This window comes from Micromonospora tulbaghiae (assembly GCF_900091605.1).
GTDB lineage: Bacteria > Actinomycetota > Actinomycetes > Mycobacteriales > Micromonosporaceae > Micromonospora > Micromonospora tulbaghiae.
The window spans coordinates 24,814-40,994 of record NZ_FMCQ01000011.1 but is presented as its reverse complement, the minus strand read 5'-3'; the positions used below and the strand labels follow the sequence as shown (position 1 = coordinate 40,994).

Annotated in this window: 9 protein-coding genes; 7 read left to right on the top strand and 2 right to left on the bottom strand. The window is 73.5% G+C overall.

Annotated elements, in window-relative coordinates:
- Positions 1 to 73: 73 nt before the first annotated feature.
- The 4 genes from GA0070562_RS30400 (at position 74) to GA0070562_RS26770 (ending at position 5,160) form a co-directional block, all read left to right on the top strand.
- Entirely contained in the window at positions 74 to 232 is a 159-nt protein-coding gene (locus GA0070562_RS30400) for a hypothetical protein (RefSeq protein WP_018787270.1), read from the top strand.
- Entirely contained in the window at positions 229 to 1,644 is a 1,416-nt protein-coding gene (locus GA0070562_RS26780) for a methyltransferase domain-containing protein (protein ID WP_091427133.1), read from the top strand. Before GA0070562_RS30400 ends, GA0070562_RS26780 begins: the two co-directional genes overlap by 4 nt.
- Positions 1,637 to 3,700: a sulfatase-like hydrolase/transferase gene (locus GA0070562_RS26775; protein WP_091427132.1), complete on the top strand. Its 2,064-nt coding sequence runs from the start codon at positions 1,637 to 1,639 to the stop codon at positions 3,698 to 3,700. The genes GA0070562_RS26780 and GA0070562_RS26775 overlap by 8 nt, the downstream gene beginning before the upstream one ends.
- Before the next feature lie 176 nt (positions 3,701 to 3,876).
- A complete protein-coding gene (locus GA0070562_RS26770; RefSeq protein WP_091427131.1) occupies positions 3,877 to 5,160 on the top strand; it encodes a citrate synthase in 1,284 nt (427 codons plus the stop codon).
- 215 nt (positions 5,161 to 5,375) lie between these two features.
- Here the strand turns inward: GA0070562_RS26770 and GA0070562_RS26765 are convergent, their stop codons facing one another.
- Complete coding sequence (locus GA0070562_RS26765; protein WP_091427130.1) at positions 5,376 to 6,773, bottom strand: glycosyltransferase family 4 protein; 1,398 nt, start codon at positions 6,771 to 6,773, stop codon at positions 5,376 to 5,378.
- A gap of 315 nt (positions 6,774 to 7,088) precedes the next feature.
- Here GA0070562_RS26765 and glgX point away from each other — a divergent pair, with 315 nt between their 5' ends.
- From glgX to treZ, 3 genes are read left to right on the top strand one after another with little or no spacing between them, the layout of a single operon-like run.
- Complete coding sequence (gene glgX / locus GA0070562_RS26760; RefSeq protein WP_091427129.1) at positions 7,089 to 9,209, top strand: glycogen debranching protein GlgX; 2,121 nt, start codon at positions 7,089 to 7,091, stop codon at positions 9,207 to 9,209.
- A gap of 3 nt (positions 9,210 to 9,212) precedes the next feature.
- Complete coding sequence (gene treY, locus GA0070562_RS26755; protein WP_091427128.1) at positions 9,213 to 11,513, top strand: malto-oligosyltrehalose synthase; 2,301 nt, start codon at positions 9,213 to 9,215, stop codon at positions 11,511 to 11,513.
- Positions 11,510 to 13,243 (top strand): malto-oligosyltrehalose trehalohydrolase, encoded by a 1,734-nt coding sequence (treZ, locus tag GA0070562_RS26750; protein WP_091427127.1) that lies wholly within the window; start codon positions 11,510 to 11,512, stop codon positions 13,241 to 13,243. Before treY ends, treZ begins: the two co-directional genes overlap by 4 nt.
- A gap of 5 nt (positions 13,244 to 13,248) precedes the next feature.
- Here treZ and GA0070562_RS26745 read toward each other — a convergent pair whose 3' ends face one another.
- Positions 13,249 to 16,071 (bottom strand): AfsR/SARP family transcriptional regulator, encoded by a 2,823-nt coding sequence (locus GA0070562_RS26745; RefSeq protein ID WP_091427126.1) that lies wholly within the window; start codon positions 16,069 to 16,071, stop codon positions 13,249 to 13,251.
- Between the last annotated feature and the right edge of the window lie 110 nt (positions 16,072 to 16,181).

Genomic DNA, 16,181 nt, shown 5'->3' with positions numbered 1-16,181 from the left:
AAGTCCGGCTTCGAGCAGCAAAGCTCGCATTCCGGGCATGCTCCGATGACCGGCGAGGGAAGGAAAAGCAGCCGTGACGCATCTGGCCTACCTGGACGCGGGATCCGGCAGTCTCATCGTGCAGGCGGTGGTCGGCGGGGTGGCCGGGGTGGCCGTGGCCGCCAAGCTCTACTGGCGCCGCCTGGTGTCCCGGTTCCGCCGTCAGCCCACCGACCAGGGCCCGGCGGCGTGACGATCCCCGACACCGGCGTACGCGTCGAACCCGGCTCCTTCCGCGACCCCGGCAACCGGGTGTTCCACCGGGGCGAGGAGGTGCTGCGCGGGCTCGACGAGCGCTCCGCCCGGGACTGGCGGGCGCTGTCGGTCACCGACTTCTTCCGGCAGGCCACTGCCCGGGGGCAGATCGTCGGCACCGAGGAGCTGACCCCGACCCCGGTCGACGCGCCCTGGACGGCGGTGCTGCGGCACGAGCGGATCCCGTTCGTCTCGCACCCCTACGAGTGGTCGTCCGCGATGCTGCGCGACGCGGCGCTGCTGCACCTGGACGTGCTGCGGGCCGCCCTGGAGGCCGGCTTCACCACCAAGGACGGCTCGGCCTACAACGTGCAGTGGCGCGGCGCCCGGCCCGTCTTCATCGACGTCGGCTCGTTCGAGGCGCTGCGCGACGGCGAACCCTGGGCCGGCTACCGGCAGTTCTGCCAGACGCTGCTCTACCCGCTGCTGATCCAGACCCACCTCGGGCTGGACTTCCAGCCGTTCCTGCGCGCCCGCGTCGACGGCGTCGAGCCGGACCAGATGCGGCGGCTGTTCGGCGGCGCCCGGCGCTGGCGGGCCGGCGTGCCCACCCACGTGCACCTGCACGGCGCCATGCAGGCCCGCAACTCCGCCGCGAGCACCACCGACGTCCGCGCCCAGCTGCGCGCCGCCGGGTTCTCCCGCGAGCTGGCGCTGGCCACGGTACGCGGACTGGCGAAGCTGGTCCGCCGGCTCGACCACCGGCCCGGCGACAGCCACTGGTCGGACTACCAGCGCACCTGCGCGTACTCGGTGCCGGACCGGCAGGCCAAGGAGGAGTTCGTCGACCGGGCGGTGGCCGCCACCGGGCCCGGTTCGGCGCTGGACCTGGGCGCCAACGACGGCCGGTACGCCCGCATCGCCGCCCGGCACGCCGCGCACGTCGTCGCCGTCGAGCAGGACCCGGCGGTGGTCGACACGCTCTACCGCGCGCTGCGCGACGAGGGCGAGACACGGATCCTGCCGCTGGTGATGGACCTGGCCGACCCGTCACCCGGCGGCGGCTGGCGCGGCGTCGAACGGGCCGCGTTCGCCGACCGGGCCCGCGCCGACACCGTCCTCGCCCTGGCCGTGGTGCACCACCTGGCGATCGGGCGCAACGTGCCGCTGCCCGAGGTGCTCGACCAGCTCACCGCGCTCACCGCCACCGGCGGCAGCCTGGTGGTGGAGTTCGTCCACCCGGACGACCCGATGGCCCGCCGGCTGCTGGCGAACAGGCCGGACGGCCTGTTCCCGGACTACCGGCGGGACGCCTTCGAGGCGCTGCTGGCCCGCCGGGGCCGGGTGGTCGCCCGGACCGAGCTGCCGTCCGGCACCCGCACGCTCTACCAGGTGGTGGTGGGTGGCTGAGGACACCCTCGCACCACCCCGGGACCACGCGGCCCGCCCGGACCGCCGGGAGAGCCGGCCCTGGTGGCGGGCCGAGGCGTCCCGGCTGGCCGAGGTCGCCGCGCTGGTCGGGCTGGTGGTCACCCAGCCGCTGCTCGACGTGCTCGGCCGCAGCCCCGACTTCTTCCTGTTCCACCGCGCCTCCCGGGTCGACGTGCTGCTCCTGGTCGCCCTGATCGCGCTCGCGCCGACAGCGCTGTTCGCGCTACTGGGCGCGGTTGCGCTGCTCGGCGCGCTCACGCTGCCCGCCGGACGCCTCACCCGGGCCGCCGTGCACACCGCGATCGTGGGCCTGCTGCTCGCCGCGCTGGCGGTCCAGGTCGGCCGGCACGCCACGCCGCTTCGGGGCGTACCCCTGCTTGTCGTCGCCGGTGTGGCCGGAGCCGCCGGAGCGGCCGCGCACCGGCGGTGGCGGGCGCCCCGGCGGGTGCTGCGGGTGGCGGCCGCCGGGCCGCTGGTGTTCGTCGGGTTGTTCCTGTTCGCCTCGCCGGCCTCGGCGGTGGTGCTGCCGCGCGGCGAGGGCGGCGCGGCCGGTGTGGCCGGCGCGGGCGCGCACCCGCCGGTGGTCATGATCGTGCTGGACGAGTTGCCGCTGGTGTCCCTGCTCGGCCCGGACGGCCGGATCGACGCCGAGCGCTATCCGAACTTCGCGGCGCTGGCCGGCGGGTCGACGTGGTACCGCAACGCCACCGGCGTGAGCGGCTGGACGCCCTACGCGCTGCCCGCGATGCTCACCGGGCGCTACCCGGAGCGGGGGGCGGCGCCGCACTACTCGCAGTACCCGGACAACCTGTTCACCGCGCTCGGCGGCCTCTACCGGATCAAGGCCGAGGAGAGCATCACCCGGCTCTGCCCGCCGAGCCGCTGCGAGCAGGCAACCACACCGGAACAGGGACTCGGCGTGCTGGTCCGGGAGAGCGGCAAGCTGATGGGCCGGATCGCCGCGCCGGTGGACAGCCGCGTCGACCCGGAGGACTCCTACCGCGAGCGGACCGCCGCCGAAGCGGGCCTGGACGCCGCCGAGCCGGTGCCGGCCGACCCGAAGTTCCGCTGGGACACCCTGGACGACAACCAGCCGGCCCGGTTCACCTCGTTCCTGGCCGGGCTGCGCCCCGACCCCCGGCCCACGCTGCACTTCCTGCACCTGCTGATGCCGCACTCGCCGTGGGCGTACCTGCCGTCCGGGGCGCACTACGCCGCGCCCGAGGACCTGCCGAACGACGGGCCCGGCTGGGTCGACCTGGCCCGCGCCCGGCACCTGGCCCAGCTCGGCTACACCGACCGGCTGATCGGCGAGACGCTGCGGACGCTGCGCGCCACCGGCCTCTACGACAAGGCGCTGGTGGTGGTCACCGCCGACCACGGGGTGAGCTTCCGCCGCGACTGGCAGGGCCGGGGGATGGACGCCATCGACCACGCCGCGAACGAGGTGGCCTGGGTGCCAATGTTCGTCAAGGAGCCCGGCCAGCGCGCCGGACGGGTGGACGACCGCAACTGGGAGCACGTCGACCTGCTGCCCACGATCGCCGACGAGACGCACATGAAGGTGCCCTGGCGGATGGACGGCCGGTCGGCGAAGGCGGCGCCGCGCGAGCGGGCGGACAAACGCTTCTACGACCGCCCCGGCCAGCCGGTCACCGTCACCGGCGGCGTGCCCGCCCCACTTTCGCCGGTTCCGGTCGACCCGCTCGTCGGCACCCGGGTGGGTGACGTGCCGGCAGGCGGGTCGGCCATGGTGGCGAACCGGGACGCGTTCGACGCGGTCGACCCGGCCGGCGGCGGACTGCCGGCGCTGGTCTGGGGCACCGTGCCGGACGACGTGCCCGACGGCACCCGGCTCGCCGTGGCGGTCAACGGGACGGTCGGCGCGGTGGTGCCCGTCGTGCCGCCGGACGTCGGTGGACGGCGCTTCGCGGCGCTGCTCGCCGACGACCGGCTGTTCGCCGCCGGGGCCAACCGGCTCGACCTCTACCGGGTCGGTGACGACGGGACGCTGCGGCGGCTCACGCTGTCGTGACCGACCTCCCGAACGTGCCCATGGCCGCGCTCCCATCCGGTTTCCGGACCGGCTGGCCGGGAAACAGGTGACGCACACCTCACCCTCAAACCATGACGAGCGGTGTTCTCCGCGCCGTGATTACGGTAGAAGCGAAGGCAATTCAACGAAGATCTTGCCGGCGAAGCGAGGAACAGATGACGGAAGTCAAGCTCGACCACCCCGGTGGGCAGCTGTCGATGCCGGTGCAGTCCGCGGTTGAGGGCCCCGCCGGGATCGGGGTGAGCAAGCTGCTCAAGGAAACCGGGATGACCACCTACGACCCCGGTTTCGTGAACACCGCGTCCTGCTCGTCCGCCATCACCTACATCGACGGTGATGCCGGCATCCTGCGGTACCGCGGCTACCCGATCGACCAGCTGGCCGAGAAGTCCTCCTTCCTGGAGGTCTCCTACCTGCTGATCTACGGCGAGCTGCCGTCCCAGACGCAGCTGACGGAGTTCAGCGAGCGGATCCGGCGGCACTCGCTGCTGCACGAGGAGATGCGCCGCTTCTTCGACGGGTTCCCCCGCGACGCGCACCCGATGGCCGTGCTCTCCTCGGCCGTCAGCGCCATCTCGACCTTCTACCAGGACAGCCTGGACCCGTTCGACTCCGAGCACGTGGAGATGTCCACGGTGCGGCTGATGGCGAAGGTCCCCACCATCGCCTCGTACGCGTACAAGAAGTCGATCGGCCAGCCGCTGCTGTACCCGGACAACTCGCTCGGCTACGTCGAGAACTTCCTGCGGATGAACTTCGGCGTGCCGGCCGAGCCGTACGAGGTCGACCCGGTGATCGCCCGGGTGCTGGACATGCTGTTCGTCCTGCACGCCGACCACGAGCAGAACTGCTCCACGTCGACCGTGCGGCTGGTCGGCTCCAGCAACGCCAACCTGTTCGCCTCGGTCTCGGCCGGCGTGAACGCGCTGTTCGGCCCGCTGCACGGCGGCGCCAACCAGGCCGTCCTGGAGATGCTCCAGAAGATCCACGCCGACGGCGGCGACGTCCGCTCCTTCGTGCAGAAGGTGAAGGACAAGCAGGACGGCGTGAAGCTGATGGGCTTCGGGCACCGGGTCTACAAGAACTACGACCCGCGCGCCGCCATCGTGAAGAAGGCCGCCCAGGACGTGCTCGGCCGGATGGCCAAGCCGGACCCGCTGCTGGACCTCGCGGTGCAGCTGGAGGAGATCGCGCTCGCCGACGACTTCTTCGTGTCCCGGCGGCTCTACCCGAACGTGGACTTCTACACCGGCCTTATCTACAAGGCCATGGGCTTCCCGACGAAGATGTTCACGGTGCTGTTCGCGCTCGGCCGGCTGCCCGGCTGGATCGCGCAGTGGCGCGAGATGATCAACGACCCGGAGACCAAGATCGGTCGTCCGCGGCAGATCTACACCGGCGCCACCGAGCGGGACTACGTCCCCGCCGAGCAGCGCTGACCCAACCCCGGCGAAAGGCCGCCGCCCCCTCCCGGGGCCGGCGGCCTTTCCCGTCCAGGCGTCCCGCCCTTCGCTCCCGCCCTCCCCAGCTCCCGCCCTCCCCAGCTCCCGTTGATCTTGCATTCAGTGCCCCGGCATTTCGGGCATTGCGGTCCGCCTGCGGGCGCCAAGTGCAAGATCGCGGGGGAGAGGCGGGGGCGGGGGGTGGGGGAGGGCTAGCGGAGGCCAGCGGCGGTCAGGAGGTTGCCCTCGGGGACTCGCGGGGTGGCTCGGCCGTGTTCCATGCGGTGCTTGGCGCGGGCGGCGGTGAACGCCGGGTCACCGGCGACGGCGGCGGCGTACGCGGCGGCGGTGCGGGACGCGATGGCGGCCCACCCGTACCTGTCGTGCACCATGGCGCGGGCCCGCCGGGCGAGCGCACGTGCCCGGTCCCGGTCGGACAGCAGCGTGTGCACCGCCTCGGCCAGCCCGTCCGGGTCGTGCGGGGCGAACGTCATCCCGGTGACGCCCGGCTCGACGATCTCGGCCAGCCCGCCGGTACGGGCCACTGCGAGCGGCGCGCCCGCGGCTGCCCCCTCCAGCGCCACCATGCCGAACGGCTCGTAGATGCTCGGCACCGCGAAGCAGTCCGAGGCGGCCATCACGGCGGGCAAATCGGTGCCGCCGAGGAACCCGGGCATGCTGACAGTCGAGCCCAGCCCGAGGCGGTGCACCTCGGCCTCCAGGTCCGCCTTGTACGGCCCGTCGCCGACGATCACCGCGCGCAGCCCGGGGTGCCGCTCGCGCAGCCGGGGCAGCCCGGCCAGCAGGTGCTGCACACCCTTCTCGTACACCAGGCGGCCGGCGAACGTGATCAGCGGACCGTCGGCGGCGAACCGGGCCCGGGCGGCGGCGACCGCCGAGGCGGGCACCCGCCAGCGGTGCGGGTCGACGCCGTTGGCAACCACGTCCACGCGCGCCGCGTCCACGCCGAACAGCGCGCCCACCTCGTCGCGCATGTAGCCGGAGCAGACGATCACCCGGCCGGACTCGCCGGCCAGCCAGTGCTCGACGCCGTGGATGGTGCGGTTCATCTCCTCGGGCAGCCAGCCCTGGTGCCGGCCGGCTTCGGTGGCGTGGATGGTGGTGACCAGCGGTACGTCCAGGTGCTCGCGCAGCGTCATCGCGGTGTGCGCGACGAGCCAGTCGTGGGCGTGGACGACGTCGTAGGCGCCGGATTCGGTGGCGCGTAGCGCGGCTCGGGTGAGGGTGTGGTTGAAGGCCATGGTCCAGGCCAGCAGCGAGCCGGTGGCGAGGGGGAACGTGACGGGGTCCTCGGCGGCGCGGACGATGCGGACGCCGTCGGCGTACTCCTCCAGCGGGGCGCCCTCGGCGTGGCGGGTGACGACCGTGACCTCGTGCCCGGCGGCGGCGAGTGCGACGGAGAGCGCGTGGACGTGGCGGCCGAGGCCACCGACGAGCACCGGCGGGTACTCCCACGACAGCATCAGGATGCGCCGGGTCCGGGGCCCCGCCCCGGCCGGCGACGGCGGGGCCGGGCGGGAGGTGAGGGTGGGCCGGTGGAGCCGGTCCGTCGCGGTGGCGGGCTGAGCGCCGACCCGCAGAGTGGTCACGTCGATCTCCGTCCATGCATGGTGAGGCACGCCGGCATCGGTGGCGGCGACGAGCGGTGGTGAGGGGTGGCCGAACGGCCGGGCGGGCCCGCGCGCGTGGGTCCGGATCCAGGAAAGTCCATCTGCCGCCGGTCCGCATCTCCAAAAGGACGATCGTGACGGATGACACCCGAACGTCTGCCCGGCCTCAGGAGGGCGGATTCGGTTACGGTCCGAACGGGTGGATTGACGGGGGGTACGACTGGGCATCACCGGCGTGCGCATCGGCGGTGCCCCCTGTCCGGTGCGCTCACGATCATGGGCCGAAGGAGCGACATGCAGGTCTGGCCGGGCGAGAGCTACCCCCTCGGCGCCACGTACGACGGGATGGGCACCAACTTCGCGATCTTCTCCGAGGTGGCCGAGAAGATCGAGCTGTGCCTGTTCGACGAGTGGGACATCGGCACCGAGCGCCGGGTGGAGCTGCGCGAGGTCGATGCGTACGTGTGGCACGCCTACATCCCCGGAGTCGAGCCCGGCCAGCGCTACGGCTACCGGGTGCACGGGCCGTGGAACCCGGCCGACGGGCTGCGCTGCAACCCGCACAAGCTGCTGCTCGACCCGTACGCGAAGGCGGTCGACGGGGAGGTCACCTGGCACCCGTCGGTCTACGACTACGAGGTCGGCGGCGACCCGGACCGGATGAACACCGAGGACTCGGCGCCGTACATGCCGAAGTCGGTGGTGGTGAACCCGTACTTCGACTGGGGCAACGACCGGCCGCCGCGCACCCCGTACCACCACTCGGTGATCTACGAGGCGCACGTGCGCGGGCTGACGATGCGTCACCCGGGCATCCCGGAGGAGTTGCGCGGCACGTACGCGGCGATCGCCTCCCCGGTGATGATCGAGCACTTCAAGCGGCTCGGCGTCACGGCGGTGGAGCTGATGCCGGTGCACGAGTTCGTGCACGACCACCGCCTGGCCGACCTGGGGCTGCGCAACTACTGGGGCTACAACACGATCGGCTTCTTCGCCCCGCACCACGGCTACTCCGCGCTGGGCCGCCTGGGCCAGCAGGTGCAGGAGTTCCGGGGCATGGTCAAGGCGCTGCACGCGGCCGGCATCGAGGTCATCCTCGACGTGGTCTACAACCACACCGCCGAGGGCAACCACCTCGGGCCGTCGCTGAGCTTCAAGGGCATCGACACGCCGAGCTACTACCGGCTCTCCGAGGAAGACCGGCGCTACTTCGTCGACTACACCGGCACCGGCAACAGCCTCAACGTGCGCAGCCCGCACTCACTGCAACTGATCATGGATTCGCTGCGCTACTGGGTGACCGAGATGCACGTCGACGGCTTCCGGTTCGACCTGGCCGCCACGCTGGCCCGCGAGTTCTACGAGGTGGACCGCCTGTCCACGTTCTTCGAGGTGGTGCAGCAGGACCCGGTGGTCGGCCGGGTCAAGCTCATCGCCGAGCCGTGGGACGTCGGGCCCGGCGGCTACCAGGTCGGCAACTTCCCGCCGCAGTGGACCGAGTGGAACGGCAAGTACCGCGACACCGTACGCGACTTCTGGCGCGGCGAGCCGGCCACGCTCGCCGAGTTCGCCTCCCGCATCTCCGGGTCCGCCGACCTCTACCAGGACGACGGCCGCCGCCCGTTCCACAGCATCAACTTCGTCACCTGCCACGACGGGTTCACGCTCGCCGACCTGGTCTCCTACAACGACAAGCACAACGACGCGAACGGCGAGGACAACCGGGACGGGGAGAGCCACAACCGGTCCTGGAACTGCGGCGTCGAGGGGGAGACCGACGACCCCGGCGTACGCGCGCTGCGCGCGCGGCAGCGGCGCAACTTCCTGGCCACGTTGATCCTGTCCCAGGGCGTGCCGATGCTGGGCCACGGCGACGAGCTGGGCCGCACCCAGCGCGGCAACAACAACGCCTACTGCCAGGACAGCGAGCTCGCCTGGGTCGACTGGGACCGGGCCGACACCGAGCTGCTGGACTTCGTCCGCCGGCTCACCGACTTCCGCAACCGGCACCAGGTGTTCCGCCGCCGCCGGTTCTTCACCGGTCTGCCGGTGGGCGGCCGGGCCGCCGGCTCCGGGCTGCCGGACCTGGCCTGGTACACCCCGGACGGCCGGGAGATGACCGGCGAGGACTGGGGCAACGACTTCGGCCGCTCGGTGGCCCTGTTCGTCAACGGCGACGGCATCGGCGAGCGCGGCCAGTACGGCCAGCGCCACCGGGACGACTCGTTCCTGCTGCTGTTCAACGCGCACGACGCGCCGCTGGACTTCACGCTGCCCGGCGAGGAGTTCGGCACCCGGTGGGAGCTGGTGATCAGCACCGCGGAACCCGATCCGGAGAAGACGACGCTCGTCGAGGCGGGCGGCACGGTCTGCGTGCCGGACCGCTCGCTGCTGGTCCTGGAGAGGACGGCCTGAGCCATGCCCGACACCCCCCGCTCGACCTACCGGGTCCAGGTGCGGCCCGGCTTCGACCTGGACGCCACGGCCGAGCTGGCGGGCTACCTCGCCGCGCTCGGCGTCACCCACCTCTACACCGCGCCCCTGCTCACCGCCACCCCCGGCTCCACGCACGGCTACGACGTGGCCGACCACCGTGCGGTCAACCCGCAGCTCGGCGGCGAGGCCGCCCGGGCGCGGCTGGTCCGGGCGTTGCGCGCGGCCGGGCTGGGCCTGGTCGTGGACATCGTGCCCAACCACGCCGGGGTGGCCCGGCCCGAGGCCAACCCGGCCTGGTGGGACGTGCTGCGGCGGGGACGCGACTCGGCGTACGCGCGCTGGTTCGACATCGACTGGGACCGCGGGCGGCTGCTGCTGCCGGTGCTCGCCGACACCGCCGACGCGCTCGACGACCTGAAGCTCGTCGACGGGGAGCTGCGCTACCACGAGCACCGCTTCCCGGTCGCCGACGGCACCGGCGACGGGACGCCCCGCCAGGTGCACGACCGGCAGCACTACGAGCTGGTGAACTGGCGGCGCGGCGACGCCGAGCTGACGTACCGCCGGTTCTTCGCCGTGTCCGACCTGGCCGGCCTGCGGGTGGAGGACCCGGAGGTGTTCGACGCCACCCACGCGGAGGTCCTGCGCTGGGTCGACGCCGGGGAGGTCGACGGCATCCGCGTCGACCACCCGGACGGGCTGCGCGACCCGGCCGGCTACCTGGCCCGGTTGCGCGCCGCCGCCCCGGAGCGTTGGCTGGTGGTGGAGAAGATCCTGGAGTACGGCGAGGACCTGCCGGACTGGCCGGTCGACGGCACCACCGGCTACGACGCGCTGGCCGCCGTGTCCGGGCTGTTCGTCGACCCGGACGCCGAACCGGAGTTCACCACGCTCGACGGCCGGCTGACCGGGCGGCACACCTCCTGGCCGGACCTGACGCACGCCACCAAGCTGGAGGCCGCCACCCGGCTGCTCGCCGCCGAGCTGACCCGGCTGGCCGCGCTCGTGCCGGAGCTGCCGGGCGAGCAGGTCCGGGCCGCTCTGGCCGAGCTGGCCGCCTGTTTCCCGGTCTACCGCGGCTACCCGCCCGAGGGCGCCCGGCACCTGGCCGCCGCCCGCAGCGAGGCCGGCCGCCGCCGACCCGACCTGACCGGCGTGCTGGACGCGGTCACCGCCCGGCTGCGCGACCCCGGCCACGAGCTGGCCGCCCGGTTCCCGCAGTTCACCGGCGCGGTGATGGCCAAGGGCGTGGAGGACACCGCGTACTACCGGTGGAGCCGGTTCGTCGCCCTCAACGAGGTCGGCGGCAGCCCGGCCCACTTCGGCGTGCCCCCGGCCGAACTGCACCGGTTCGCCGCCAGCCGGCACGTGCGCTGGCCGGCGAGCATGACCGCGCTGTCCACCCACGACACCAAGCGCGGCGAGGACGTCCGCGCCCGCCTCGCGGTGCTGTCCGAGCTGCCCGGCCGCTGGGCCGAGCGGGTCGCCGACTGGATGTCGCGCGCGCCACTGGCCGACCCCGCGCTGGCCCACCTGCTCTGGCAGACCGCCGTCGGGGCGTGGCCGATCGAACGGGAACGACTGCACGGGTACGCCGAGAAGGCCGCCCGGGAGGCGTCGGTCACCACCAGCTGGGCCGACCCGGACCCGGCCTTCGAGCACGAGATGCACGCCCTGGTCGACCGGATGTACGACGACCCGGAACTGCACGCGCAGATCACCGCGTTCGCCGCCGAGATCACCCCGCCCGGCTGGTCGAACGCGCTCGGGCAGAAGCTGGTGCAGCTCGCCATGCCCGGTGTGCCCGACGTCTACCAGGGCACCGAGCTGTGGGAGAACTCGCTCGTCGACCCGGACAACCGGCGGCCCGTCGACTTCGCCGTACGCCGGGACGTGCTGGCCCGGCTCGACGCCGGCTGGCGGCCCGCGGTGGCCGGCGACGGGGCGGCCAAGCTGCTCGTGGTGTCACGGACGCTGCGGTTGCGCCGCGACCGCCCGGACCTGTTCGGCGGCTACCGGCCGGTGCCGGCGCGCGGCCCGGCCGCCGCGCACGCGGTGGCCTTCGACCGGGGTGGCGCGGTCGCGGTGGCGACCCGGCTGCCGCTGCGGCTGGCCCGCTCCGGCGGCTGGCGGGACACGACCGTGTCACTTCCCGTTCATCAGTGCACCGACTTGTTCACCGGGCGGGTCTACAGTGGTTCTGAGCTGCTCCTCGATGATCTGCTGAGCACCTATCCCGTCGCCCTCCTCGCACCCACCGACTCTGTGGAGGCCGCCGCATGACCGAGTTCACGGTGTGGGCGCCCGAGGCCGCCCGGGTGCGGCTGCGCCTGCCCGGCGTCGCCGACCACGCGATGCGTCAGGGGCCGGACGGCTGGTGGCGGGTCGAGGTGCCCGGCACCGGGCCGGGCACCGACTACGCGTTCCTGCTCGACGACGACGCCCAGGCGCTGCCCGACCCCCGCTCGGCCTGGCAGCCGGCCGGGGTGCACGGCCCCAGCCGGCTCTACGACCACGCGGCGTTCGGCTGGACCGACGCCGCCTGGACCGGCCGGCAGCTGCCCGGCAGCGTGCTGTACGAGCTGCACATCGGCACCTTCACCCCGGAAGGCACGTTCGACGCGGCGATCGCCAAGCTCGACCACCTGGTCGACCTCGGCGTCGACATGGTCGAGCTGCTGCCCGTCAACGCGTTCAACGGCGAGCACAACTGGGGCTACGACGGCGTCTGCTGGTACGCCCCGCACGAGCCGTACGGCGGCCCGGACGGCCTGAAACGGTTCGTCGACGCCGCCCACGCCAAGGGCCTGGGGGTGATCCTCGACGTCGTCTACAACCATTTCGGGCCCTCCGGGGCCTACGCGCCGCGGTTCGCGCCGTACCTCACCGAGCAGAGCAACACCTGGGGCCGCACCGTCAACCTGGACGGCCCGCACTCCGACGGGGTACGCCGCTACATCGCCGACAGCGTGCTGACCTGGCTGCGCGACTACCACGTCGACGGGCTGCGGCTGGACGCCGTGCACGCCATGCCCGACGGCCGGGCCGTGCACTGGCTGGAGGAGGTCGCCGCCGAGGTGGAGGCGCTGTCGACGCACCTCGGGCGGCCACTGTCGCTGATCGCCGAGAGCGACCTCAACGACCCGCGCCTGATCACGCCCCGCGAGTTGGGCGGGTACGGCCTGCACGCCCAGTGGAACGACGACGCCCACCACGCGCTGCACACACTGCTCACCGGGGAGCGGCAGGGCTACTACGGCGACTTCGGCTCCCTCGAATGCCTCACCGACGTGCTGACCGGCGGGTTCTTCCACGCCGGCACCTGGTCCAGTTTCCGGGGCCGCAGCCACGGCCGTCCGGTCGACCGGCAGCGCACGCCCGGCCACCGTTTCGTGGCGTACCTGCAGAACCACGACCAGATCGGCAACCGGGCCACCGGCGACCGGATCTCCGCCGCGCTGTCGCCCGGGCTGCTGCGCGTCGGCGCGACACTGCTGATGACCGCGCCGTTCACGCCGATGCTGTTCATGGGGGAGGAGTGGGCGGCCTCCACGCCGTGGCAGTTCTTCACCAGCCACCCGGAGCCGGAACTGGCGACGGCCGTCGCCACCGGCCGCAGGCGGGAGTTCGCCACCCACGGCTGGGCCACCGAAGACGTGCCCGATCCGCAGGACCCGCAGACGTTCCTGCGGTCCCGGCTCGACTGGGCCGAGCTGGACAAGCCGGAGCACCGCGAGACGTACGACCTGTACCGGCGGCTGATCGCGCTGCGCCGCTCCCGGGCCGACCTGTCCGACCCCCGGCTGGACCGGGTCGACGTACGCCATGGCGACCGGTTCCTGGTGATGCGGCGCGGCGACACGCTCGTGGTGGCGAACCTGGCCGGCCGGGCGCAGCGGATCAACCTGCCCGGGGTGGTGCGCCGCGTGCTGCTCGCCACGTCCGAAGGCGTCACCGTCATGCGCGACGGCATCGAGCTGCCGCCGGAGAGCGCCGCGATCGTGGCGCTCTGACCGTCTCACCGGTGAAGTTTGCGCCGTACCGCCTCGGCGTCGGCGTGACCGAGTTCCTCGTACAGCGCGAGTGACCGCCGCCAGGCGTCCCGGGCCGCGTCCGTTCGCCCGGCCGCGGCCCACGTGTCGCCGAGGTGGTCCAGCACGATGCCCTCGGCATGCCGGTCGCCGATCTCGGCGAACAGGGTGAGGGACTGCTGGAAACACTCGACCGCCTGCGCGTACTCGCCCAGGTGGTGGTGGGCGAAGCCGATGCTGTCCCACGTGTTCGCCTGCCCGTACGCGCTCCCGGCCTGCTCGGAGAGGGCGAGCGCGCGGCGGCAGAACGTGATCGCGTCGTGGTGCTCGCCGAGCTGCGAGTGGTACCAGCCGATCGCGTTGAGCGCGACCGCCTGCTTGAGCGGGCTCCCGACCCGTTCGTAGAGGGCGAGGCTCCGCCGGGCGTGCGGCAGCGCCTCGCGGGGTTGCCGCTGCCGGTCGTGGAGCATGCTGAGGTCGAAGTGGGTGTGCGCCCGCCCCTCGTCGTCGCTCAGCGCGGCGAACAGGTCCAGCGCGGCGAGCAGGTTGCGCTGCGCCTCGGCGTACCGGCCCAGGTTGGAGCAGGCCCCGGCCAGGAGCCGGTGCGCCTGGGCCTGCGCCGGGCGGTCACCCGAGCGCCCGGTCGCCTCGACCGCTCGGCGGGCCACCGCGGCCCAGTCGTGCCAGTGGCCCTGCCTGTCGAAGTACGTGGCCAGGGTCCACGAGAGCTGCCCGGCCGCGGCGTCGAGGCCGTTGCCGGCGGCGTACTCGATGATCGCGAGGAGCACCTGGTGCTCGCGGGTGAACCAGGCCAGCGCCGCCGCCAGGTCGTCGAGCCGTTCGACGGTCACCCCCGGCGCGGCGGGGGTGAGGGTCAGCGGGTCGCGCTGCGGGGACAGCAGCAGCGCGGCCGCGTGCGCGGTGTGCAGATGGTGGTCGACCAGCCGGCGCAGCGCGGACCGGGAACCGGCCTCGTCCCCGGCCGCCCGTTCGACAGCGAACGTCCGGACCAGGTCGTGCATGCGGTACCGGCCCGCGACGTGTTCCTGCACGAGGTGCGCGTCGACGAGCTCGCGCAGCGGCCGGCGCAGCTCGTCCGGCGTACGGGCGGTCAGGCCGGCCGCCGCGGCCCGGCTGATGTCCGGCCCCGGGGCGAGGCCGAGCAGCGTGAACACCTCCGCCGCGGCCGGCGTGAGCGCCGCCAGCGATCGGGACAGCACCACCCGCAGGTTCGTGGTCACCTCGTCGCCGGCCAGCGCGTCCAGCGGGCTCGCCGCCGTGGTCAGCTCCGCCGCGACCGACGACAGCGGGAGATCGGGGTGGAGTGCCGCACGGGCCGCCACGATCCCGAGCGCCAGTGGCAGACCCCCGCAGAACCGCACGATGCCGGCGACGGCGTCCGGCTGTTCCGCCACCCGCGCGGCGCCCACCTGTCGCACGATCAGCTCGCGGGCCTCGTCGTCGGGCAGCACGTCCAGCGGCAGCGGTCGCGCGCCGTGGGTGACGACGAGGCCGGCCAGCTGCCGGCGGCTGGTCACCAGGACCGCGCTCGTGGGGGTGCCGGGCAGCAGCGGGATCACCGTGGCGGCGTCGCGGGCGTCGTCGAGGACGACCAGCAGCCGGCGGCCGGCGACGAGCGTCCGGTACAGCGACGCCTGGGCCTGCGGATCGGCCGGGACGCGTGCCGGTTCGACACCGAGCGCTTCGAGGAAGCCGCGCACCGCCACCGGCCATCCGACCGGGTCGCCGGTCGGGTCGAAGCCGCGCAGGTTGACGTAGAGCTGCCCGTCGGGGAAGCGATCGGCGTTGGCGTGCGCCCAGCGCAGGGCCAGCCAGGTCTTGCCGACGCCACCGCCGCCACCGATGGACGAGATCACGACCGGCGACCCGGCGCCGTCCGGGCGTCCGACGTCTGCGAGTTGTTCGTCGAGGCGCGCGAGCTGGGCGGTCCGGCCGGCGAAGACCCCTGGTGACGCGGGTAGCTGCCGGGGCACGCCCGCATCCCGCGCCGCGCCGGGCCCGCCGGTTGCCGTCGCGGTCGGTTCGCCGCCTCCCACAGGGTCCGGCGGCGCGATCGCCGCGTCGGCGGTGAGGATCTGCTGGTAGAGCTGCGCCAGCGGCGGGCTGGGGTCGGTGCCGATCTCGGCGGCCAGCCGGTGGCGCATCCGGTGGAAGTGCTCAAGGGCGTCGGCCTGCCGTCCGCACCGGTACAGGGCGAGCATCGCCTGCGCCGCGAGGCGCTCGTCCCACGGGTACCGGCTGCTCAGTGCCAGGACGTCGGGGAGAAGACGGGCGTGCCGGCCGCGACGCAGGGCGATGTCGTTGCGGTCCAGCGCGGCGGCGAGCCGCTGCCGGTCGAGGGTCTGCCGGTAGGCCACCAGCCACGGGGTGGTCAGCCCGTGGAACGCCTCGCCGCGCCACAGCCCCAGCGCCCGCTCGAGGCAGCTGATCGCCGTGGCGTCGTCCCCGGCGCGCCGGGCCTGCTCGGTCAGTTCGCGGAAGCGGTGCAGGTCGACGCGGTCCGGGTCGACGGCGAGCAGGTAGCCGGGATGGCGCCGGACGATGCGGACCTCGTCGGCGCAGGCCAGCGCCTGGCGGAGCCGGGACAGGTAGCCACGCAGGGTGGCGGCGGCGCCGTCCGGCACCTCGTCGCCCCAGACCCGGCTGATGAGCTGTCCGGTCGCGACGACACGGTTGGGCTCGACCAGCAGGGCGGCGAGGACGCACTGTTGGCGGGCGTGACCGATCCGGACCGCCCGGCCGTCGATCCGGACGTCCAGGTCGCCGAGCACCCGGAACTCCACCGCCACGGACTGTCACGCTAGCCGCAGGCGGTGGCGGTCGGACCGGGCCTGACGACGATCCGACAGGCGACGGCGCACCGGTGCGCGGGGCCCGTTGTCCGAGCCCCGCGGACCGC

Coding starts and splice junctions, on each gene's coding strand:
- treZ (WP_091427127.1), top strand. CDS start 11,510: ATGACCGAGTTCACGGTGTGGGCGCCCGAGGCCGCCCGGGTGCGGCTG.
- GA0070562_RS26770 (WP_091427131.1), top strand. CDS start 3,877: ATGACGGAAGTCAAGCTCGACCACCCCGGTGGGCAGCTGTCGATGCCG.
- glgX (WP_091427129.1), top strand. CDS start 7,089: ATGCAGGTCTGGCCGGGCGAGAGCTACCCCCTCGGCGCCACGTACGAC.
- treY (WP_091427128.1), top strand. CDS start 9,213: ATGCCCGACACCCCCCGCTCGACCTACCGGGTCCAGGTGCGGCCCGGC.